This window comes from Nocardioides malaquae, assembly GCF_015070385.1.
Classification (GTDB): domain Bacteria; phylum Actinomycetota; class Actinomycetes; order Propionibacteriales; family Nocardioidaceae; genus Nocardioides; species Nocardioides malaquae.
In genome coordinates this window covers 1-20,491 of record NZ_JADCSA010000014.1, presented here as the reverse complement: position 1 = coordinate 20,491, position 20,491 = coordinate 1, and the positions used below count along the sequence as shown (strand labels likewise).

Genomic DNA, 20,491 nt, shown 5'->3' with positions numbered 1-20,491 from the left:
TGCCACAACTTCAAATCTCATCATGTGATCTAGAGGTCCAATATGTGGACACCAAATTGGGTACGCCCCGCGGCCCAGCGACCACCCGTGAGGCGCACGTCACACGGCGGTGTCGACCGGGAATGGAGGAGGTCCGACGACCTCATTACTCTTGGACCCATGACCGACTCTCTTGCCGCGACCGCGAGCTCTGCGTACGACGCCGCCCTGAAGGTGATCGCCTCCGTCGAACCCCGGATCGCCGAGGCGACCCGGCAGGAGCTCGCCGACCAGCGCGGCTCTCTGAAGCTGATCGCCTCGGAGAACTACGCCTCCCCGGCCGTCCTCCTCACCATGGGCACCTGGTTCAGCGACAAGTACGCCGAGGGCACCGTCGGTCACCGCTTCTACGCGGGCTGTCAGAACGTCGACACCGTCGAGGCGCTCGCCGCCGAGCACGCCCGCGAGCTCTTCGGCGCCGAGTACGCCTACGTGCAGCCCCACTCGGGCATTGACGCCAACCTCACGGCCTACTGGGCGATCCTGGCCCACCGGGTCGAGGGGCCGTGGTTGAGCGACGCCGGGGTGAAGAACATGAACGAGCTCACCGAGGCCGACTGGGAGAAGCTGCGCCACGAGCTCGGCAACCAGCGCCTGCTCGGCATGAGCCTGGACGCCGGCGGTCACCTCACCCACGGCTTCCGCCCGAACATCTCCGGCAAGATGTTCCACCAGAACCAGTACGGCACCGACCCCCAGACGGGTCTGATCGACTACGACGCCCTGCGCGCGAAGGCGAAGGAGTTCAAGCCGCTCATCCTGGTGGCCGGCTACTCGGCCTACCCGCGGCGCGTCAACTTCGCCAAGATGCGCGAGATCGCCGACGAGGTCGGCGCCACCCTGATGGTTGACATGGCGCACTTCGCCGGTCTCGTCGCGGGCAAGGTCTTCACCGGCGAGGAGAACCCGGTGCCCTACGCCCACGTCGTCACCTCGACCTCGCACAAGTCGTTGCGTGGTCCGCGTGGTGGCTTCATCCTCGCGACCGAGGAGTACGCCCCGAGCGTCGACCGCGGGTGCCCGATGGTGCTCGGTGGTCCCCTCAGCCACGTCATGGCCGCCAAGGCCGTCGCGTTCGCCGAGGCGCGCACCGAGGGCTTCCAGACCTACGCCCAGCAGGTGGCCGACAACGCCCAGTCGCTGGCCGACGGCTTCCTCAAGCGAGGTGCCCAGCTGGTCACCGGCGGCACCGACAACCACCTGGTGCTCGTCGACGTCTCCTCCTTCGGCCTCACCGGTCGCCAGGCCGAGTCGGCCCTGCTCGAGGCCGGTGTCGTCACCAACCGCAACTCGGTGCCCGCCGACCCCAACGGCGCCTGGTACACCTCCGGCATCCGCCTGGGGACGCCCGCGCTCACCACCCGCGGCTTCGGCCACGACGAGTTCGACACGGTCGCCGAGATGATCGTCGACGTCCTGAAGCACACCGAGCCGGGCACCACCAAGGCCGGCGCACCCTCCAAGGCCACCTTCACCACGGCCGACGGGGTGGCCGACCGGGTGCGGGCCCGCAGCGCCGAGCTGCTGGACGCCAACCCGCTCTACCCGGGTCTCGAGCTCTCCTGAGCGGAGCCGGTGGTGGTCAGTCCACCACCGGCGTCGCCCGCTCCACGAGGAACTCCTGGTCACCGCCCACCAGCATGCCGAAGGCGCCGGCCGAGATGCCGCTGCCGGGGCCCAGGCGGGAGGCGCAGAAGAGGTCGGAGACCTCGGCAGGGGAGTGGCGCACCAGGAGTGAGCCCTGCAGGCAGGTCGCCATCCGTGTGGCCAGGAGTCGGGCCGCGCCCTCGTCGGTCGCCGACTCGCCGAGCAGCGCCAGCGTCTCGTCGACCGCGCGGTCGAGGTGGGCGTTGGCGCCACGGGCCGCACCCACCTCGGTCACCCAGGCGGCGAGGGTCTCGGGCTCGCGCGACAGCGCCCGCAGCACGTCGAGGGCGTTGACGTTGCCCGAGCCCTCCCACACGGAGTTGAGCGGGGCCTCCCGATACATCAGCGGAAGCCCGGACTCCTCGACGTAGCCGTTGCCGCCAAGACACTCCAGCGCCTCGGCCACGGCGGCGGGCGTCCGCTTGCACACCCAGAACTTCGCCAACGGCAGGCCGATGCGCCGCAGCGCTGCCTCGTGGGGGTCGTCGCGCCTGTCGACGGCGGTGGCCAGTCGCATGGCCAGTGCCGTGGCCGCCTCCGACTCCAGGGCGAGGTCGGCCAGCACGTTGCGCATCAACGACTTGTCGGCGAGCAGTCCACCGAAGGCGCTGCGGTGCGCGGCGTGCCAGCTCGCCTCAGCGAGCGAGTGTCGGATCAGCGCGGCCGAGCCGAGCACGCAGTCCAGACGGGTGGCGGCGACCATCTCGATGATGGTGCGCACCCCGCGGCCCTCGTCACCGAGTCGGCGCACCAGCGTGCCGTCGAACTCGAGCTCGGAGGAGGCGTTGGAGCGGTTGCCGAGCTTGTCCTTGAGGCGTACGACGTCGAAGACGTTGCGAGTGCCGTCGGGCAGCATCCGCGGCATCACGAAGCAGGTGAGTCCGCCCGGAGCCTGGGCGAGCACGAGGAAGACGTCGTTCTGGGGGGCGGAGGTGAACCACTTGTGCCCGTGCAGCGTGTAGAGGCCGTCCTCGCCGGTGGGCACCGCACGGGTGACGTTGGTGCGGACGTCCGAGCCGCCCTGCTTCTCCGTCATCCCCATGCCGGCCAGCAGACCCGTCTTGGCGGCCGGTGCGCGGGTCGAGGGGTCGTACGCTCTCGCGGTGAGCCCCGGCACCCACGTCGCGGCGGCCTCGGGGTCGACGCGCAGGGCGGGCACGGCGGCGTAGGTCATCGAGATCGGACAGCCGTGACCCGGCTCGGTCTGCGACCAGGCGAAGAAGCCCACCGCGCGGCGCAGGTGGGAGTGCGGGTCGTCGGACTCCCACGGGGCCGCCTGCAGACCGTGGCCGACGGCACGCTCCATCAGCCAGTGCCACGAGGGGTGGAAGCGCACCTCGTCGACGCGGTGGCCGTGGCGGTCGTGGGGGTGGAGCGTGGGTGGGTTCTCGTTGGCGGCGAGTCCGTGGTGCCGGGCCTCCTCGGAGCCGGCCTCGCGGCCCAACCCGGTGAGCTCGGCGAGCACCGACTCGTCCCCGTGGCGTCGCACGGCCTCGGCCAGCGCGGCGTCACCTCCGACGACGTCGTGCCCGACGAGGGCAGGGGCCTGGTTCAGCGGTGCGCGGAGTTCGGTTCGCATGTGGATACGGTAGGCGCATGAGCTCTTCAGACCGGGAGGATCGGCCGAAGGTCGTCCCTCCCGGCGACGGCTCGCTGCTCGCCCGACTGCGGACGCTGCGTCACCTGGTGTGGCGGTTGGTCGTCACCACGGTGGGTGCGTGCATGACCCACCGGGTCACCGGTCTGGCCGCGGAGGCCGCCTTCTTCGCGATCCTCTCGGTGCCCCCGCTGGTCTTCGCGCTGGTCGGGGCGATCGGTTTCGTCTCCGAACGTTATCCGCCGGCGCAGGTCGCCGACCTGCAGGCCTCCATCCTCGACCTCGCCTCCCAGGCGCTGACCGAGGACGCGGTGAACCGGGTCATCTCGCCGACCATCGACGAGGTGCTGCGCGAGGGTCGGTTCGACGTGATGTCGCTGGGCTTCTTCCTGGCCCTGTGGTCGGGCTCGCGGGCGCTCAACGTCTTCGTCGACACCATCACGATCATGCACGGGCTCGGCGGGCAGCGCGGGATCGTACGCACCCGCGCGCTCTCCTTCTCGCTCTACCTGCTGGCGATGGTGATGGGCGCACTGGCCCTGCCGCTGGTGGTGACGGGGCCGACCCTGCTGAACACGTGGCTGCCCGACCGCTTCGACCCGGTCCTGCGCTTCTACTGGCCGGTGGTGATCGTGCTGTGCGTGATCTTCCTGGCCACGCTCTACCACCTGTCGGTGCCGGTGCGCACCAACTGGAGCTTCAACCTGCCGGGTGCGGTCTTCTCGTTGGGAGCGTGGGTCGCGGGGTCGAGCCTGCTGCGCTGGGTGCTGACGGAGACGGCGTCGGAGTCCTCGTCGGTCTTCGGCCCCTTGGCGGCGCCGATCGCGGTCCTGCTGTGGCTCTACCTGCTCTCGATCGCCGTGCTCATCGGAGCGGCGGTGAACGCGGCGTTCGACACCGTCTTCCCGCAGACTTCCACGGCGCGAGCGCGCCGCGAGCTCGTGCAGCGCCTCAGACAGAGCTCCCGCGTGACAGACTCGGGCGCGTGAGCGAGAACCCCGTGCTGCCGCCGAGCCCCAGTGGCTCGGTGAAGCTGCCGGATCCCCAGCAGTCGCCGTGGGCGGCCCTGGGGCGCCGCATCTTGGCCGCGGCCGTCATCCTGGTCGGCACCGTGCTGCTGGTCTGGCTCGACCGCGCCGGCTACAAGGACGCCAACGATCGCACGGGCGAGGTCGACCTGCTTGACGCGATCTACTACACGACCGTCACGCTGAGCACCACCGGCTACGGCGACATCGTGCCGGTCTCCGACACGGCCCGTCTCCTCAACGCCTTCGTCATCACCCCCGCACGCATCGCCTTCCTGGTGCTGCTGATCGGGACCACCCTCGAGGTGCTGGCCACCCAGGGCCGAGAAATGTTCCGGGTCGCCCGGTGGAGGAAGAACATGGGAGAGCACGTCGTCGTCATCGGCTACGGCACGAAGGGGCGCAGCGCCGCGTTGACCTTGGTGAAGAACGGGCTCGACCGCAGCAGCATCGTCGTCGTCGACCCGCACCCCACCGCCCTGGCCGAGGCACACGCCGACGGGTTCGCCGTGGTCACGGGCGACGCGACGCGGCGCCACATCCTGCTGACGGCCGACGTGCACGAGGCCCAGCAGGTGATCATCACGACCAACCAGGACGCGACCAACATCCTCGCGACGTTGACCGTGCGGCAGCTCAATCCCGAGGTGCAGATCATCGCCGCGGTGCGCGAGGAGGACAACGTGCCGCTGATGAAGCAGTCCGGTGCCGACTCCGTCATCACCACCGCCGAGACGGTGGGGCGGCTCCTGGGCCTCTCGACCCTCTCGCCCGACCTGGGTGACGTCATGGAGGACCTGTTGACCTCGGGAGCGGGCCTGGAGGTCGCCGAGCGTGACCTGCTGCTGACCGAGGTGGGCATGCAGCCCCAGCGCGTCGGTGACCAGGTGATCGCCGTGGTGCGCGACGAGAAGATCTACCACTACTACGACCCGGTGGTCACGCAGCTCGCGCGCGGCGACCGGTTGATCGTCGTCCGGCCCTCGCAGGAGCTGCCCTGGGCGCCGCGTCCGGGCACCCACGAGGGTGAGGACTACGCCCGGGACACCGAGGAGGTCTGATGGCCGGCCCGGTCCTGGTCACCGGGGGCGTGCGCTCCGGCAAGTCGCGGCACGCGGAGTCCCTGGTGTCGCAGGCCGACTCGGTGACCTACGTGGCCCCCGGCCCGCGACCGGACGTCGAGCAGGACCCTGACTGGTCAGCCCGGGTCGCCCTGCACCGCGAGCGTCGCCCGGCCCACTGGTCGACCGTGGAGGGCGTCGACCTGGCCGCGGCCGTGAGGTCGGCACGTGGACCGGTGCTCGTCGACTGCCTCGGCACCTGGCTGACCGGTGTCATCGACGCGGCCCAGGCGTGGGAGGCGAGCTCGGAAGAGGCGTACGACCTCGTGCGGCGCGAGCTCGACGGCGTCACGGCCTCGTTGCGCGAGCGCGCTGACTCCGGACAGGGCCCGACGGTGGTCGTCACCAACGAGGTCGGGTGGGGAGTCGTGCCCGTGCACCGCTCCGGACGTCTCTTCCGCGACCTTCTCGGAGTGACCAACCAGGCGGTGGCCGAGGTCTGCGACGAGGTCCACCTGGTCGTGGCCGGACGGGTGCTCGTGCTCTGACCGACGGGGGGCGTTCTCGGAAATGATCGAACGTTCGATCATTTCGGCGAAAGGGGGGTCGGGTCAGATGCGGAGGCTCAACCCCAGCAGCGCGGCGGCCAACGCGATCTCGACGGCAGCGCCGAAGACGTCGCCGGTGACGCCGCCGAGACGGCGTACGCAGTGGGTCACCAGCAGGGCCACGGCGACGGCCGCAAGGGCCGGGCCCGCGACGAGACCCGCCACCCCGAATCCGAGCGGGACCAGCGCGAGGGCGGCCACCCCGGCGCAGACGAGCCACACCAGCAGTGCCTGCCAGGGGGCGACCACGCCTGCCAGTGGATGCCCCAGCCCGTCCTTGCGTGCCGGCGGGACGCCGCGCACGCACGCCAGGGGGAGCGCGAGGCGGGAGAGGCAGACGGCGATGCCGGCGGCCACCGCGCCGGCCTGGCTGGAGACCAGGGTCGCGAACGCGGCGACCTGGAGTCCCGCCACGACGACCGTGGCGACCACGCCAGCGGGGCCGGAGGTGCCCGACTTCATCACCGCCAGCGAGCGCTCGCGGTCGTAGGAGGCGGTGAGGCCGTCGACGGTGTCGGAGAGGCCGTCCCAGTGCAGGACGCGGGTGGCGAGTGCCAGCCAGCCCACGACGAGCACGGCGACGACGAGCGGCGACCAACCGACAGCCGTCCCGAGCCATGCGAGCGCCAGCACCCCCGCGCCCAGCGGCAGCACCGCCACCGGGCCCCAGAGCACCGCGGCGCGGGCCACGGCGGGCGTGACCACACTCGGGGGAGGAGTGGGCAGCGCGGTCAGCGTGCCCAGCGCGAGACGCCAGCCGTCGCGGAGCGAGGCCGGACCGCTCACCCCATGACTTCGGAGAGCAGGGCCACGTCACGCAGCAGCGCCACGGCGCCCCGCAGCACCGGCACGGCCGCCACGGCTCCGCTGCCCTCGCCGAGGCGCAGCCCCAGGTCGAGCAGCGGCTCGAGGCCGAGCTTCTCCAGCGCCAACGACTGGCCGGGCTCCGTCGAGCGGTGACCGGCGGCGAACCAGGCGGCGGCACCGGGCGCGATCCGCTCCGCGGTGAGGGCGCAGGCGACCGACATCATGCCGTCGAGCAGCACCGGCACCCCCGCCTCGGCAGCGGTGACGAGGTAGGCAGTGGTGGCGGTCAGGTCGGCGCTGGAGAGCGCTCGCAATGTCTCGTGCGGGTCCTGGGCGCGAGCGCCCACCCGGTCGAGTGCCTGCTGCACGACACCCACCTTGTGCTGCCAGGAGGCGTCGTCGATGCCGGTGCCGCGTCCGGTGACCTCCGCGGCGGGCAGGCCGAGCGCGGCCGCGACCATCGCGGCGGCCGGGGTGGTGTTGCCGATGCCCATGTCGCCGCTGATGAGCAGCTGGGCGCCGGCGGCGATCTCGTCTCGGGCGACGTCACACCCGGCCTGCCAAGCGCGGTCGTACTCCTCCTGGCTGAGCGCGTCGGTGAGGTGGATGGCGCCGCTGGAGCGGCGTACCTTGCGAGCAGTCACGTCGGGCGAGACGGCCGGGTCGTCGGCGAGGTCGGCGTCGACACCGAGGTCCAGCACGCGCACGCTCACGTCGTGGGTGGCGGCGAGGGCGCTCACCCCGGCCTTGCCGGCCAGGAAGAGGCGCACCATCGCGCCGGTGATCTCGGAGGGGAAGGCGGAGACACCGTGGGCCGCGACGCCGTGGTCGCCGGCGAAGATGACCAGGCGTACGTCCGTGAGCGCCGGCGGCGGCACCTGACCCTGGGTGGCGGCGAACCAGCAGGCCACCTCGCCGAGGCGACCCAGCGCTCCCGGGGGAGTGGCGAGCCCGGCCAGTCGGGCTTCGGCTTCGCTGTGGACGAGGACGTCAGGAGGAGTGATCATCACCCGGGCATTCTAGGCGCGGGACGGGTCAGGACAGGAGCAGCCGCTGGGGGACCGGCGGTTCTGTAGCGTCGAGGTCATGGCACGCACGGCGGCGGAGCGGATGCTGGACGTCCGGACGATCTTCCACGAGGCCGCGGTGCTCGACCACCCGCGGGGCCGCGCGGTGCTGGAGCGTTTCCCCGACGCCGAGCGGGTGGAGGTGCGGGCGCACCAGGAGATCCCGGGGCTCTACGGCAACCCAGGCGGTGTCGAGGACTGGGTGCGCAACAAGCGGCAGGTCCTGGTGCTGGGGGAGAAGAAGAGCCTCTCCGCCCGCCCCAACGGGCGTTCGTCGGACTTCATCGCGCCCTCCACCTCCAACGGCTGCGCCATGGCGTGCGCCTACTGCTACGTGCCGCGTCGCAAGGGCTACGCCAACCCGATCACGGTCTTCACGAACATCGACCGCATCACGGGATACCTGGCGCGGCACGTCGAACGCCAGGGGTCCAAGCCCGCGCCCAACCAGTGCGACCCGGTCGACTGGGTCTACGACATCGGGGAGAACGGCGACTGCAGCGTCGACGCGCTCGTCAGTGACAACGTCCGCGACCTCGTCGACCTCTTCGCCGGCATCGACGGGGCGAAGGCGAGCTTCGCCACCAAGTTCGTCAACCGCGAGCTGCTCGGCTGGGACCCCCGTGGCGGCACCCGGGTGCGCTTCTCCCTCATGCCCGAACGGATGGCCAAGCTGCTCGACCTGCGCACGACACCGGTCCCCGAGCGGATCGCGGCCGTCGACGACTTCGTGGAGGCCGGCTACGAGGTGCACCTCAACTTCAGTCCAGTGGTGGTGCACGAGGGGTGGCAGGAGGAGTGGCGTGAGCTGTTGCGGCAGGTGGCTGACGGCGTCTCCGCACCGGCGCGAGCACAGCTGGCCTGCGAGGTCATCTTCCTGACCCACAACGAGGCGCTCCACGAGGTGAACCTGGGGTGGCACCCCAGGGCCGAGGAGTGGCTGTGGCGTCCTGACCTGCAGGAGCCGAAGGTCAGCCAGAGCGGCCAACGCAACGTGCGCTACCGCACGCCCTGGAAGCGGCGGTGGGTCGAGGACCTGAGGCGGCTGGTCGAGCAGGAGCTGCCCGAGTGCCGCATCCGCTACGCCTTCTGAAAATCAGCGGGTGGATCAACCACGCGAGACCTCCGGCAGTCGGGCGCCGGCGACCACGCCGACGAGCCCCAGGGCGGCGAGGAAGAGCAGCGCCCACAGCACGTCGCCGAGCGCGAGCAACGAGCTGATGCCACCGACGAGAAGCAGGACGATGCCCATCGCGGAGTTGGAGACCGCCACGTAGGTCGTACGTCGATCGCCCTCGGCCATGTCGACCACGTAGGTCTTGCGGCCCACCCGCACCCCGGTGTGCATGAGGGTGAGCAGGAAGTAGGCGACGACGAAGGTCAGGTCGCCGACCGGGCCGAGCCGCTCCACGTCGAGCAGGGTCGTGGTCGCGACCAGGGCCAGGACGACCGCGGAGGCGACGCCTGCGCCGAGGCTCATCAGTCGGCGGCTGGACCGGTCGGCCATCCGGCCGAAGAGTCGTCCACCGAGCAGGGCGGCCAGGCCGGAGGCGATGACGAAGCCGCCGAGGCCCGCGAGAGCGTCGACGTCGGACTGCAGCGAGAGGGTGACGACGAAGGGCGGGCTGAGCGAGGAGACCAGTAGCAGGCTGCGGACCCCGACGAAGCTGCGGAAGGCGCGGTCGGTGCGGAGGAGGTCAACCGTCCGTGCGAACCAGCCCGCCTCCTGTGGCTCACTCCTCGGACCGCTGCCGGAGGGCTCGTCGAGCGGCTCGCGGATGCCGGCGGAGACGAGGGCCACGCCGACCCACAGCGCCGCACCGCCGGCCAGCAGCCATGCGAGCACCGTCGCGGTGAGGTCGTCGCCGCCGAGGAACCTCAGGCCCAGCCCCAGGGTGATGGCGACGACGCCGGCGGCGGTGGTCGCAAGACCGGTGACCTGGCCGCGTTGGCCGGGTGGGATCGTCCGACCCTGCACGTCCTTGACGGCGATGGAGCACAGGCAGCGACCCAGCGAGAAGACGGTGAGGGCGGCGATCACCAGGACGCCCGCCGTCACTCCTCGGGCGAGCGCGGCAGTGAGAGCCATCACCGCCACCGCTGCGGCCTGGCCAAGGGCGCCGGCGACGAAAACCCACTTCCGACGCCGCACGCGCACCACGAGGGGCGTGAGGAATGCTTGGGGCAACATCGAGCCCGACTCCCGGATCGGCACCAGCAGACCCGTGAGGGCCGCGGGCACGCCGAGCACCGAGAAGAGCCAGGGCAGCACGGTGGAGGCGTTGACGACCTGGTCGCCGGAGGACTGGAGGGCCTGGGCGGTGACGAGGCGTACGCCGTTGGTGGCGACGTGCTCGCGGGCCTCCGGTGCCAGCTCCTGCGCCGCGTCGGGGTCGCCGTGGACCAGCGCGCTGTGGAGACGTTCGGCGATCGGCTCGGCCATGGCGGCGATGCTAGTGCGAGCGGGCGCGAGGAACGCCGTCGAACTGCGGGGTGGGCGATACTGGGTTTGAACCAGTGACCTCTTCCGTGTCAAGGAAGCGCGCTACCGCTGCGCCAATCGCCCTGGGTGGTGCGTCTGTGCTGTGTGGTTGTCCTGCTGGTGTTGCTGATCGAGGTGGGTACGGGATTTGAACCCGTGTACACGGATTTGCAGTCCGTTGCCTCGCCTCTCGGCCAACCCACCCTGTGGCCCCGCCGGAGCCTCCCGGACGGAAATCCTGGAGCGGACGACGAGACTCGAACTCGCGACATCCACCTTGGCAAGGTGGTGCTCTACCAACTGAGCTACGTCCGCAGGCACCCTCGCGCCGGAGTTCGGCGTGCGGTGCGGGACAAACCGTAACCCACACCCGGAGCGACGATGCACCCGGGTCGGGGTCGTGCTTGCTGACCGTCCCCTGAGGCGCTGCGTCGGGGTGGTCGGAGACGCCAGAGGCCCCAACGGGATCCGTTGGGGCCTCTGGGCTGGTGGGCGATACTGGGTTTGAACCAGTGACCTCTTCCGTGTCAAGGAAGCGCGCTACCGCTGCGCCAATCGCCCGTGGTGGTGCTTTTCAGTTGTGCTGTTCGAGGTGGGTACGGGATTTGAACCCGTGTACACGGATTTGCAGTCCGTTGCCTCGCCTCTCGGCCAACCCACCGCGGAGGACCTCCCAAGGAAGGACCTGGTGGAAAGACCTCTCCGAGCGGACGACGAGACTCGAACTCGCGACATCCACCTTGGCAAGGTGGTGCTCTACCAACTGAGCTACGTCCGCATGCAGTCGCCGGCCGGTTTCCCGTCCTGCGGTGCGGAAAGAACATTAGCCGATGGGTCTGGCGATGCAAAAAGCCGGGGGTCCTTCGGGGTGTCCCGGGCCTCATGCCGGGCGCATAGGGTGGGCGCCGTGCACGCGGGTGACGGACTCTTCGAGACGCTGAAGGTGGTCGACGGCGTGCCGTTCGCGCTGACCCGTCACCTGACGCGGATGGCTGCCTCCGCCGCAGAGCTGGCTCTCCCCGAGGTCGATGTCGCCCACCTGCGTGCGACGGTGCTCGACCGGCTCGCCGACCTGTCGGAAGCGGGGGTGCTGCCCGACGTGGCGCGCCTGCGACTGCTGTGGAGCTCCCGCGTCGACGGCAACGGTGCGCTCGACGTGACCACCAGCGGCCTTCCGGTTGCCCAGGGGGCGGCGCACGTGCGTACGACGTCATGGCGGCGCAACCGCGAGGGTGCGGTGCGGGGGCACAAGTCGACCGACTACGTCGACAACCTGGTCGCGCTGGCCGAAGCGGTCGACCAAGGGGCCGGAGAGGCGATCTTCGCGGACACCTCAGGGATGCTCTGCGAGGGTAGCGGCACCAACATCTTCTACGTGGTCGATGGTGAACTGCGTACGCCCGCGCTCAGCACCGGCTGCCTGCCCGGCGTGACGCGAGGCCTCGTGTTGGAGTGGTGCGGTGGTCGGGAGGTGGAGGAGCCCCTCGACGTGCTGGGTCGCGCCAGCGAGGTCTTCTTGACGTCGAGCACCCGCGAGGTGCAGCCGGTTGCGTCGTGCGACGGCTGGACCTACGCGGCGCCGGGGCCGGTGGCCGGAGGCGTGCTGGAGGTGTGGGCACGACGGAGTCGAGAAACCCCCGACCCTTGACCCCCGTCCCTGACGGAGGGAGGGAGGTGACGGGCGTGGGTGGATCAGACCGCGAGCAGCTGCTCGATCATCGAGTCCATGCTCACGTGCATCGACTCCTCACCCTCGGGCACCAGGGCGAGCGAGCGCTGCACGAAGGTGAAGAGGGCGTCGGTGCGGGCCTCGGTCACGAGGTGGCCGTCGGGAGAGCTGAGTTCGATGATCACGACGGCGCGGCCGCGGTCGTTGATGCTCGGACAGACGTGCACGTCGCCGTCGCCGATCGGGGCGGTCATGCCGCGCAGGAGCAGGTCACGGCTGAAGGTCCACGGCAGGTCGCCCTCGGGGGTGAGGAACGTGATCGTCACGGCGAAGGGATCGTCCTTCGTGTACGAGAAGACCGTGTCGAGGTCGTGCGTGCGCCCCGAGTTGTCGATGCACTGGATCGTGATGTCGTGCGTGACGGTGTTCTCTGCGACGCGACGGTCGTGACGACTGGCCATGGGGACCCTCCAACTGGTGTCTCTGTTGGTAGTGAGACGCAGGTGTCAATGTGCCATGACGCGGAAACTCATCAACCATTTTGGGGAAAGTTTCGTTGGGCGTTCTGACTACCCTTGGCGCGTGGTGGCGGACGAGGTGACCAGTGACACCCAGCGTGAGCTGGAGAAGGCCGAGGAGGAGTACTTCGGGCCGAGGTTTCTGGCGCGACTCCACGCCCGTCTGCACCGCAACCCGGTGACCGGACTGATCACGAAGATGGTCGTGACCCTCATCGGCGTCCTGGTGATCATCGCGGGGCTGGTGATGATGGTGGCCCCGGGCCCCGGCATCCTGGGCCTGCTGTTCGGTCTGGCGATCCTCTCCACCGAGTGGCGTTGGGCCGACCGCTGGCTCGACGCGGCCCGCGCCGCCGCCCACCGGGCAGCGGAGAAGGCCCGGCAGATCGACCCCGCCGTACGCCGCAGGCAGATCGCCCTCGGCGTCCTGGCCGTCGTGCTCACTGCTCTGGTCGTCGGTTTGCTGGTTGACCTGCTCGGCTGGCCCGAGCTCGCCCTCGACGGGTGGGATTGGATGCAGGGCATTGTCACCGTGCTCCCGGACCTCCCTGGGGAGTGAGCCACCCCCTGATGTGAACGGGCCGGAATCATGCGCTAGTGTTTCGCAACGCACCACGCGGGCGATTGGCGCAGTGGTAGCGCGCTTCGTTCACACCGAAGAGGTCACTGGTTCGAACCCAGTATCGCCCACCGTAAGACCGCAGGTCAGAGCCCCTTTTGAGGGGCTCTTTCCGTTTCGGGGAACATACGGGGAACAAGGATCAGGCGTAGATGTCCCCGTTTGACCCTCTCGTGAGGTCGCTCACATATCAGTCTTTGGATTCGAATCGCCACAGTTGGCATCATCGCGAGAGCCGCTTCGAGCCGCCCCCGACTGGGCAGGCGTCGATGAACCGCTCGGTGGATTCGACCCTGATCCGCAGGGTCTTGCTGCCTAGGCGAACCGCTTCGAGGTGTCCCTCGGAGACGTAGCGGCGAACTGTCTTGGGGCACACGGCGAGGATCTCTGCTGCTTCGCTCAGGGACACGAGGCGTCGTGAGGTGGTGGACATGGTTGCTCCAGTGCGAGGCTGGGTGGTCAGGCTGACCACGCGTGTCTCTGTAGGTGCGCAGGGTTCACTTCTGCTCCCTGAGTTCCCAGAGTGCGCCAAGCGAGCGCTGGACGGGCGGTGAGGCCCTCTGCGATGCGGTCGCCCGCTCGTCTACCGTGTCTCATGAGTCGATGGAGCCAGAGGTACATGCGCGTGGGTCCGGTCCATCGTTCCTGCGACTTCCGGAACCAAGGAGCATCATTGATGGTCGACAATGATGACAGCGCCTCCCTGGAGCGGGTTGCTGAGGTAGAGGCGGGCGTCGTCGTCATCGGCGCTGGCCAGGCAGGATTGGCCACCGGGTTCTACCTGCAGCGTGCAGGGTTGGTTCCGGGTAGCGACTTCGTCATCCTCGACGCTGCCGAAGGCCCTGGCGGAGCATGGCCACGGACCTGGCCAAGTCTTCGACTGTTCTCGCCCGCCGGCTTCTCGTCGCTGCCGGGCTGGATGATGCCGCCATGGGATGACGCCGCGCGCGGATTCCCTCCGCGAGACCATGTCGTGGACTACCTCACCCGGTACGAGGAGAGGTATGACCTGCGTGTGCAACGCCCTCGCCGGGTCGAGGGGGTGGCGCGGGACGACGAGTCTCCGAACGGTCGACTGATCGTGACGTCCGGAGGGCATGCCTGGGCTGCTCAGCGGGTGGTCTCCGCGACCGGCACATGGGATCGTCCCTTCTGGCCGACCTATCCGGGCATGAGGGAGTTCGCCGGACGGCAGGTTCACACCGTTGACTACCAAGGCCCCGACGACTTCGCGGGACAACGGGTCGTGGTCGTCGGTGGCGGGAACTCGGCTGCGCAGATCCTTGCCGAGGTCTCCGTGGTGGCTGACACCACGTGGGTCACTACCCGGCCCCCGCGGTTCCTGCCCGACGACGTGGATGGACGGGTCCTGTTCACCACTGCCAGAGCCCGGATCACGGCGCTGGAAGAGGGGCGAGAGCACAGTGGCGTCGCGGGACTCGGAGACATCGTGATGGTGGACAGTGTGAAGGACGCCCGCGAGCGTGGAGTGCTCCACTCCCTTCCGATGTTCTCCCGCCTCGTCCCGAATGGGATCGGATGGGCGGACGGCACCACGAGGGACGCCGACGCGATCATCTGGTGCACCGGGTTCCGCCCGGCTCTACGACACCTGCGCCCACTCAGGCTGCGGACGGAGCGTGGCTACGTGCCAGTCGGCGGAGCGTCGGGCACCCAGGCGCTGGAGGAGCCGCGGCTTCATCTGGTCGGATACGGCGACTGGACCGGGCCTGCCTCCGCGACCCTCGCTGGAGTTGGGCCGTCTGCTCGCGCCACGGCTGTCGCAGTCGTTGGCGACCTCTCCTAGCTGGTGTGCGCCAGCGCGGATGCCAGCGTGGTCAATCCGGTTTCCTGGATGCGGTAGTAGGCCCAGCGTCCGCGCTGCTCGCGGCTCACGAGCCCGGCCTCGACCAGCTGCTTCATGTGGTGCGAGATGGTCGGCTGAGCAAGACCCACCGGTCCAGTGAGGTCACACACACATGCCTCACCGTCAGGCGACGCTGCGATGAGCGAGATGAGCTTGACCCGCGCCGGGTCACCGAGGGCCTTGAACATTTTGGCGAGCGTCACAGCGACTTCGTCGGTGACGACGCCAGCAGTCACCGGGGAACAGCAGCCCGCCAAGGACTCGATCTCATCCAGAGGTGCATGGGTGTTCATGTCGCCATCATCGCCCATATATTGACATCTGTCGATGCGTGGCTAGGGTGAACATATCGACGAACGTGAATGCGAGGATGGTTTGATGAGTGACTTGCCTGTTGTTGTGATCGGTGCGGGACCGCAGGGGCTGGCTGCTGCCGCCCACCTGCGCGAGCGGGGCTTGGTGCCCTTGGTGCTGGAGTTGGGCGATGGACCCGGGGCTGCCGTGGCCGAGTGGGGGCACGTCCGACTCTTCTCCCCGTGGCCCGAACTGATGGACCGTGCAGCGGTGGACATCCTGCAGCCCTCGGGGTGGGTGGCACCCACCGAGGGGTACCCGACCGGAGCTGAGTGGGTGGAGTCCTACCTGGCGCCTCTGGGGGCGGCGCTGGCGCAGTGGATCCGCTACGACACCCGCGTGACAGGCGTGTCTCGGAAGGGACGCGACCGGCTCGTGGATGCCGAACGCGGCGATCAGACGTTCACCGTCCATGTCGTGAACGGGGCGGGTCACGAGGCTCTGATCGAGGCCCGAGCGGTCATCGATGCCTCTGGAACGTGGCGCACCCCGAGCCCTGCCGGTGCTGACGGCCTCCCCGCTCTGGGGGAAATCGCATGCGCCGACAAGCTTCGCTACGGCGTCCCGGACCGGCACGACCCCGAGGCGTTCGCAGGTAAGCACACCGTGGTGCTCGGGGCGGGAGACTCCGCGCTCAACGCGATCCTCGAACTTGACCGCATCGCCCAGGATCACGCTGGGACCACGATCACGTGGGCGCTGCGCCGCGCCACCACCGAAAACACCTTCGGCGGTGGAGCCGACGACCAGCTGGAGCGCCGCGGAGCGCTCGGCGTCCGTGCCCGCGAAGCCGTGGAGGCCGGACGGGTCGACATCGTCACCGGCTTCCGGACCAGCGAGATCCGCCGCGTCGGCGACCAGGTCGCTGTGGTCGCCGAGGACGGCCGGGCGCTGCCCGCTGCCGACACGGTGGTGGCCCTGACCGGCTTCCGTCCGGACCTGACGTTCCTCTCCGAACTGCGCCTCGACCTCGACCCAACCCTGGAAGCACCTCGGCGGGTGGCGGCGGAGGTGGACCCGAACATCCACTCCTGCGGCTCCGTCCAGGCGACCGGTGCCGCCGACCTCGCACATTCCGACGAGCCGAACTTCTACATGGTCGGGATGAAGTCCTACGGCCGAGCCCCGACGTTCCTGGCCATGACGGGCTATGAGCAGGTGCGCAGCGTCGTGGCGATGCTGGCCGGCGACGTCGAATCAGCTGCGCGCGTGGAGCTCGTGCTGCCCGACACAGGTGTCTGCGGCGGTTCGGGTCTCTACGACGAGCCCGACGCCGCTTCCGAGGGCGGCTGCTGTGGTTCGGCCCCTGAGCTGGTGCAGCTGGGTGCAGGGCCTGTCGTCTCCTGAGGATCGCGTTGCGGGGAGACCGGCCCTGAGCCGCAGCTCCCTGCGCGTGGTCCTGGCGGGCCTGTGCGTGACGGAGATCGTCAGCTACGGAGTCATCTTCTACGCCTTCACGATCCTGCTTCCCCAGATCGCGACCGATACGGGATGGAGTCGCACCGCCATCACGGCCGCCTTCTCGATGGGCAGCGTGACCGGGGGAGTGGTTGGCATCTTCACCGGTCGGATCCTGCAGAACCGCGGACCCTGGACGGTCATGTCGACCGGCAGCGTAGCCGGGACCGTAGCGATCGTGATGCTCGCCTGGACCCCCAACTACGCGCTCTTCTTCGCCGCATGGGTGCTCGCGGGGGCAGCAAGTGCGTGCACCCACCCGCGTCAGTGACCGCCACATCCTCAGGAGCCGTACTTTCGTCCTCGCAACTGCCGCCGGCACGCTCATGGCGTTCGTCTCGTACGCCTCGATGGTCTACCTGGTTCCCCTCCTGATTGATCGCGGCATGGCCCCCTCGAGTGCCGCCTGGGCCCTGGGCCTGGGCGGCGCCGGACAGGTGCTTGGCCGCGTGTTCTATCCCTGGCTGACCTCCCGACTCACCCCACAGGCGCGGGCAGTCGTGGTGATCGCGGCCATGGGGGCCGCCCTGCTCGGATTCGTCACCATCCCCGGACCCGGCCTCGTCCTCGTCCTCGTCACGCTCGCCGTCCTTGCGGGCGCCTCACGAGGTCTGTTCACCCTCGTCGGCGCCACCCTGGTCAGTGACCACTGGGGTCCCCAAAGATACGCAGCCGTCAGTGGCGTGTACAACGCGCCGGTGCTCGCGGCCAGCGCCCTGGCGCCTCTGCTGGGTGCCTTGATCGTGGAAGCGACCGGAAGCTACGCGGGGCTGTACGCGGTCCTCACGGCAACCGCCGGCCTCGCGACCATATTGGCGATTGTCGCCGCCAGAGAGCCTAAAACCGTCAGTCTCCCAGACTCGAGGACCGAACTCCTGGGGAGAGCGACCGGAGGTGAGGGGCGGCGACTGTTCACCGGCCGTTCATCGGAGCCGCGTGACAAATGATTCCAGACTCGTCAATATAGACGCATGTCGAAATCGGTGTGTGCTCCCAGCGATGCGCTCGAGTGCTGCACGTCCCTGGCTGTCGAGCCGATGGATGCCGGGCAGGCCGAGCAGGTCGCTCCGCTCCTCAAAGCTCTCGGCGACCCGGCCCGTCTGCGGTTGATGTCCCTGATCCTCTCCCATGAAGGGGGAGAGGCCTGCGTGTGCGACCTCCTGCCCTCGTTCGACCTGTCCCAGCCCACGATCAGTCATCATCTCAAGGTGCTCCACGATGTGGGTCTGGTGAGCCGCGAACGTCGCGGCACGTGGGTGTATTACTCCGTACGGGCCGAGGCAATGCCTGCTCTGGGAAGCCTCTTCCAGACGGCGGTGCCGGCATGAGTGTCCAGGCGCCTCCGGCTGAAACTGCGGGCCTCGAGCGGCTCTCCACCCTCAACCGTCTGCTCCCGGTCTGGATCGGGATCGCGATGGTCCTCGGTCTGGTTCTGGGGCGTCTCGTGCCCGGCCTGGACGAGGCCTTGGCGGCCGTAGAGATCGGCAACGTGTCGATCGTCATCGCCCTGGGCCTGCTGGTGATGATGTATCCGGTGCTGGCCAAGGTCCGCTACGACGAGCTGGGCCACGTCACCGCTGACAAGCGGCTGCTGTGGAGCTCGATCCTGCTCAACTGGGTCCTCGGACCGGCGCTGATGTTCGCCCTGGCCTGGCTGCTGCTGCCCGATCTCCCGGAGTACCGCACCGGCCTGATCATCGTCGGACTCGCCCGCTGCATCGCCATGGTGATGATCTGGAACGACATGGCCTGCGGTGACCGCGAAGCGGCCACCGTGCTGGTCGCGATCAACTCCGTCTTCCAGATCATCGCGTTCGGCGCACTAGGCTGGTTCTACCTCGACCTGTTGCCCACCTGGCTGGGCCTGGGTGACGGAGAGACGCTGGACGTCTCGGCGTGGGACATCACCAAGTCCGTGCTGATCTTCCTCGGCATCCCGCTGGTCGCCGGCTTCCTCACCCGCTTCTTCGGTGAGCGGGACAAGGGGCGGGAGTGGTACGAGGACAAGTTTCTGCCGCGGGTGGGACCGGTAGCGCTCTACGGGCTTCTGTTCACCATCGTTGTCCTCTTCGCCCTTCAGGGCGACGCGATCACCAATCAACCCCTCGACGTGGCCCGGATCGCGCTGCCGCTTCTGGCGTACTTCACCGTGATGTGGATCGGAGGGTTCGCCCTGGGCAGGGCAGTGGGCTTGGGTTACGAGCGCACCACCTCGCTCGCCTTCACCGCTGCGGGAAACAACTTCGAGCTGGCCATCGCCGTGGCGATCGGGGTCTTCGGCGTCACGTCCGGACAGGCCCTGGCCGGTGTCGTCGGTCCGCTGATCGAGGTCCCGGTGCTCGTCGGACTTGTTTACGTGTCGCTGTGGGCCCGCCGCCGCTACTTTCCTTCGGCCCCGGCGAAGGAGAGCCGATGACATCCGAGCGCCAAGCGTCCGGGATACCGCGGTCCAGCGGCACGGATCGAAGGGGATGGCATCTGCTCGAACCTGCGCAACTGCTCCGCCGGATCGCCGAGGACCTGAACCCGCAGTTCTCCGGACTATTCGGCCCTGAAACCGTCCACGCCTACGTCACCGACGCCTACGAGCGGATCGCGGACGAGGCACGTATCAACAATTACCTCCCCGTTCTCACTGCAAAAATCGCCCACGCGGCTCTCGTGCAGGCCGCCAATCAGGAGAAAGACATCCTCATGACCACCGTGCCCGAAGTTCTCTTCGTCTGCGTCCACAACGCTGGCCGCTCCCAAATGGCCGCCGGTTTCCTGCGCCACCACGGCGCAGATCGTGTCGTCGTGCGCTCGGCTGGTTCCGCGCCCGCGGAGACGATCAACCCCGCCGCGGTCGAAGCGATGGCAGAGGTCGGCATCGACATCACCGCCGAAGTCCCCACCAAGTTGCTGACCGAGGACGTGGCCGCCTCCGACGTCGTGATCACCATGGGGTGTGGCGATGCCTGCCCCATCTTCCCCGGAAAGCGCTACGAGGACTGGGCCCTCGTTGATCCGGCGGGCAAGGGCATCGACGCCGTACGTCCGATCCGCGACGAGATCGAAGCCCGCGTCAAGACGCTACTGGCGGAGATCGCACCCGTCTGAGCTCCACGCCCCGCGGTGGACCACGTCTGCCGCGGGGCTGGGCCCCGAATGTCCGTCAAGGAATGAGGAACATGTCCGACCAGCCGCGCAACGTGATCATCATCGGCTCCGGCCCCTCCGGCTACACGGCCGCCGTCTACGCGGCCCGCGCCAACCTGGCGCCGCTGGTCTTCGAGGGCTCCGTCACCGCCGGCGGCGCGCTGATGAACACCACCGAGGTCGAGAACTTCCCCGGCTTCCGTGACGGCATCATGGGCCCGGCCCTGATGGACGAGATGCGGGCCCAGGCCGAGCGCTTCGGCGCCGAGCTCGTGACCGACGACGTGGTCGAGGTCGACCTCACCGGCGACGTCAAGGTCGTCAAGACCTACGACCAGACCTACACGGCGCGCTCGGTGATCCTGGCGACCGGCTCGGCCTACCGCAAGCTCGGGCTGCCCCGTGAGGACGAGCTCTCGGGCCGCGGCGTCTCCTGGTGCGCCACCTGCGACGGGTTCTTCTTCCGCGACAAGGTGATCGCGGTCGTCGGCGGTGGTGACTCCGCCGTCGAGGAGGCCACCTTCCTCACCCG

The 20,491-nt window shown here is 69.1% G+C and carries 22 protein-coding genes and 7 tRNA genes; 16 read left to right on the top strand and 13 right to left on the bottom strand.

The window, feature by feature from the left end; genetic code table 11:
- Positions 1 to 159: 159 nt before the first annotated feature.
- Entirely contained in the window at positions 160 to 1,605 is a 1,446-nt protein-coding gene (locus IEQ44_RS13315) for a glycine hydroxymethyltransferase (RefSeq protein WP_193638954.1), read from the top strand.
- Between the two features lie 16 nt (positions 1,606 to 1,621).
- Here IEQ44_RS13315 and IEQ44_RS13310 read toward each other — a convergent pair whose 3' ends face one another.
- On the bottom strand, positions 1,622 to 3,265 hold the full coding sequence (locus IEQ44_RS13310) for an acyl-CoA dehydrogenase family protein (RefSeq protein WP_193638953.1): 1,644 nt from the start codon (positions 3,263 to 3,265) through the stop codon (positions 1,622 to 1,624).
- A gap of 17 nt (positions 3,266 to 3,282) precedes the next feature.
- On the opposite strand from IEQ44_RS13310, the gene IEQ44_RS13305 reads away from it, so the two are divergent.
- From IEQ44_RS13305 to IEQ44_RS13295, 3 genes are read left to right on the top strand one after another with little or no spacing between them, the layout of a single operon-like run.
- Positions 3,283 to 4,272: a YihY/virulence factor BrkB family protein gene (locus tag IEQ44_RS13305; protein WP_193638952.1), complete on the top strand. Its 990-nt coding sequence runs from the start codon at positions 3,283 to 3,285 to the stop codon at positions 4,270 to 4,272.
- Complete coding sequence (locus IEQ44_RS13300; RefSeq protein WP_193638951.1) at positions 4,269 to 5,372, top strand: potassium channel family protein; 1,104 nt, start codon at positions 4,269 to 4,271, stop codon at positions 5,370 to 5,372. The genes IEQ44_RS13305 and IEQ44_RS13300 overlap by 4 nt, the downstream gene beginning before the upstream one ends.
- Positions 5,372 to 5,920: a bifunctional adenosylcobinamide kinase/adenosylcobinamide-phosphate guanylyltransferase gene (locus IEQ44_RS13295; RefSeq protein ID WP_193638950.1), complete on the top strand. Its 549-nt coding sequence runs from the start codon at positions 5,372 to 5,374 to the stop codon at positions 5,918 to 5,920. The genes IEQ44_RS13300 and IEQ44_RS13295 overlap by 1 nt, the downstream gene beginning before the upstream one ends.
- Before the next feature lie 63 nt (positions 5,921 to 5,983).
- Here the strand turns inward: IEQ44_RS13295 and IEQ44_RS13290 are convergent, their stop codons facing one another.
- Both IEQ44_RS13290 and cobT read right to left on the bottom strand, forming a co-directional pair.
- Entirely contained in the window at positions 5,984 to 6,766 is a 783-nt protein-coding gene (locus IEQ44_RS13290; protein ID WP_193638949.1) for an adenosylcobinamide-GDP ribazoletransferase, read from the bottom strand.
- Positions 6,763 to 7,794, bottom strand: coding sequence for a nicotinate-nucleotide--dimethylbenzimidazole phosphoribosyltransferase (gene cobT / locus IEQ44_RS13285; protein WP_193639015.1), 1,032 nt, complete (start codon positions 7,792 to 7,794; stop codon positions 6,763 to 6,765). Before cobT ends, IEQ44_RS13290 begins: the two co-directional genes overlap by 4 nt.
- Positions 7,795 to 7,873: 79 nt before the next feature.
- Here cobT and IEQ44_RS13280 point away from each other — a divergent pair, with 79 nt between their 5' ends.
- Positions 7,874 to 8,947, top strand: a complete 1,074-nt coding sequence (locus IEQ44_RS13280; protein WP_227487464.1) for a spore photoproduct lyase family protein — start codon at positions 7,874 to 7,876, stop codon at positions 8,945 to 8,947.
- Positions 8,948 to 8,962: 15 nt separating this feature from the next.
- Here IEQ44_RS13280 and IEQ44_RS13275 read toward each other — a convergent pair whose 3' ends face one another.
- The 7 genes from IEQ44_RS13275 to IEQ44_RS13245 form a co-directional block, all read right to left on the bottom strand.
- Positions 8,963 to 10,297, bottom strand: a complete 1,335-nt coding sequence (locus tag IEQ44_RS13275) for an MFS transporter (protein ID WP_193638948.1) — start codon at positions 10,295 to 10,297, stop codon at positions 8,963 to 8,965.
- A gap of 51 nt (positions 10,298 to 10,348) precedes the next feature.
- Positions 10,349 to 10,420, bottom strand: a tRNA-Val gene (locus IEQ44_RS13270).
- A 49-nt stretch (positions 10,421 to 10,469) separates the two neighbouring features.
- Positions 10,470 to 10,540 (bottom strand) — tRNA-Cys (locus tag IEQ44_RS13265).
- Positions 10,541 to 10,575: 35 nt separating this feature from the next.
- Positions 10,576 to 10,651, bottom strand: a tRNA-Gly gene (locus IEQ44_RS13260).
- Between the two features lie 171 nt (positions 10,652 to 10,822).
- A tRNA-Val gene (locus IEQ44_RS13255) sits at positions 10,823 to 10,897 on the bottom strand.
- Between the two features lie 29 nt (positions 10,898 to 10,926).
- A tRNA-Cys gene (locus IEQ44_RS13250) sits at positions 10,927 to 10,997 on the bottom strand.
- Between the two features lie 44 nt (positions 10,998 to 11,041).
- Positions 11,042 to 11,114 (bottom strand) — tRNA-Gly (locus IEQ44_RS13245).
- A gap of 120 nt (positions 11,115 to 11,234) precedes the next feature.
- Between IEQ44_RS13245 and IEQ44_RS13240 the strand changes: the two genes are divergently transcribed.
- Positions 11,235 to 11,984, top strand: a complete 750-nt coding sequence (locus IEQ44_RS13240; RefSeq protein ID WP_193638947.1) for an aminotransferase class IV — start codon at positions 11,235 to 11,237, stop codon at positions 11,982 to 11,984.
- 44 nt (positions 11,985 to 12,028) lie between these two features.
- Here IEQ44_RS13240 and IEQ44_RS13235 read toward each other — a convergent pair whose 3' ends face one another.
- On the bottom strand, positions 12,029 to 12,466 hold the full coding sequence (locus IEQ44_RS13235; RefSeq protein ID WP_193638946.1) for an SsgA family sporulation/cell division regulator: 438 nt from the start codon (positions 12,464 to 12,466) through the stop codon (positions 12,029 to 12,031).
- Between the two features lie 121 nt (positions 12,467 to 12,587).
- Between IEQ44_RS13235 and IEQ44_RS13230 the strand changes: the two genes are divergently transcribed.
- Entirely contained in the window at positions 12,588 to 13,082 is a 495-nt protein-coding gene (locus tag IEQ44_RS13230; protein ID WP_319804673.1) for a PGPGW domain-containing protein, read from the top strand.
- A 59-nt stretch (positions 13,083 to 13,141) separates the two neighbouring features.
- Positions 13,142 to 13,213 (top strand) — tRNA-Val (locus IEQ44_RS13225).
- A gap of 152 nt (positions 13,214 to 13,365) precedes the next feature.
- On the opposite strand, the gene IEQ44_RS18065 is transcribed toward IEQ44_RS13225, so the two are convergent.
- The gene (locus tag IEQ44_RS18065; RefSeq protein ID WP_193638945.1) at positions 13,366 to 13,575 is read right to left on the bottom strand and encodes a helix-turn-helix domain-containing protein; all 210 of its coding nucleotides are present in this window, start codon (positions 13,573 to 13,575) and stop codon (positions 13,366 to 13,368) included.
- A gap of 243 nt (positions 13,576 to 13,818) precedes the next feature.
- Here IEQ44_RS18065 and IEQ44_RS13215 point away from each other — a divergent pair, with 243 nt between their 5' ends.
- Positions 13,819 to 14,949, top strand: coding sequence for an ArsO family NAD(P)H-dependent flavin-containing monooxygenase (locus IEQ44_RS13215; RefSeq protein ID WP_193639012.1), 1,131 nt, complete (start codon positions 13,819 to 13,821; stop codon positions 14,947 to 14,949).
- On the opposite strand, the gene IEQ44_RS13210 is transcribed toward IEQ44_RS13215, so the two are convergent.
- A complete protein-coding gene (locus tag IEQ44_RS13210) occupies positions 14,946 to 15,245 on the bottom strand; it encodes an ArsR/SmtB family transcription factor (RefSeq protein WP_438861854.1) in 300 nt (99 codons plus the stop codon). The two genes, IEQ44_RS13215 and IEQ44_RS13210, sit on opposite strands and share 4 nt — an antisense overlap.
- 142 nt (positions 15,246 to 15,387) lie before the next feature.
- Here IEQ44_RS13210 and IEQ44_RS13205 point away from each other — a divergent pair, with 142 nt between their 5' ends.
- The 7 genes from IEQ44_RS13205 to IEQ44_RS13175 form a co-directional block, all read left to right on the top strand.
- Positions 15,388 to 16,710 carry an NAD(P)-binding domain-containing protein gene (locus tag IEQ44_RS13205; protein ID WP_193638943.1) on the top strand — a complete coding sequence of 441 codons (1,323 nt, stop codon included), beginning with the start codon at positions 15,388 to 15,390 and terminating at the stop codon, positions 16,708 to 16,710.
- A gap of 67 nt (positions 16,711 to 16,777) precedes the next feature.
- Complete coding sequence (locus IEQ44_RS13200) at positions 16,778 to 17,092, top strand: MFS transporter (protein ID WP_193638942.1); 315 nt, start codon at positions 16,778 to 16,780, stop codon at positions 17,090 to 17,092.
- On the top strand, positions 17,067 to 17,768 hold the full coding sequence (locus IEQ44_RS13195) for an MFS transporter (protein WP_193638941.1): 702 nt from the start codon (positions 17,067 to 17,069) through the stop codon (positions 17,766 to 17,768). Before IEQ44_RS13200 ends, IEQ44_RS13195 begins: the two co-directional genes overlap by 26 nt.
- Before the next feature lie 24 nt (positions 17,769 to 17,792).
- Complete coding sequence (locus IEQ44_RS13190) at positions 17,793 to 18,149, top strand: ArsR/SmtB family transcription factor (RefSeq protein ID WP_193638940.1); 357 nt, start codon at positions 17,793 to 17,795, stop codon at positions 18,147 to 18,149.
- Positions 18,146 to 19,237 (top strand): ACR3 family arsenite efflux transporter, encoded by a 1,092-nt coding sequence (gene arsB / locus IEQ44_RS13185; protein ID WP_193638939.1) that lies wholly within the window; start codon positions 18,146 to 18,148, stop codon positions 19,235 to 19,237. Before IEQ44_RS13190 ends, arsB begins: the two co-directional genes overlap by 4 nt.
- Positions 19,234 to 19,920 (top strand): arsenate reductase ArsC, encoded by a 687-nt coding sequence (locus tag IEQ44_RS18495; RefSeq protein ID WP_193638938.1) that lies wholly within the window; start codon positions 19,234 to 19,236, stop codon positions 19,918 to 19,920. The genes arsB and IEQ44_RS18495 overlap by 4 nt, the downstream gene beginning before the upstream one ends.
- Before the next feature lie 71 nt (positions 19,921 to 19,991).
- A partial coding sequence (locus IEQ44_RS13175; protein WP_193638937.1) for an NAD(P)/FAD-dependent oxidoreductase occupies positions 19,992 to 20,491 on the top strand: 500 nt, incomplete at its 3' end.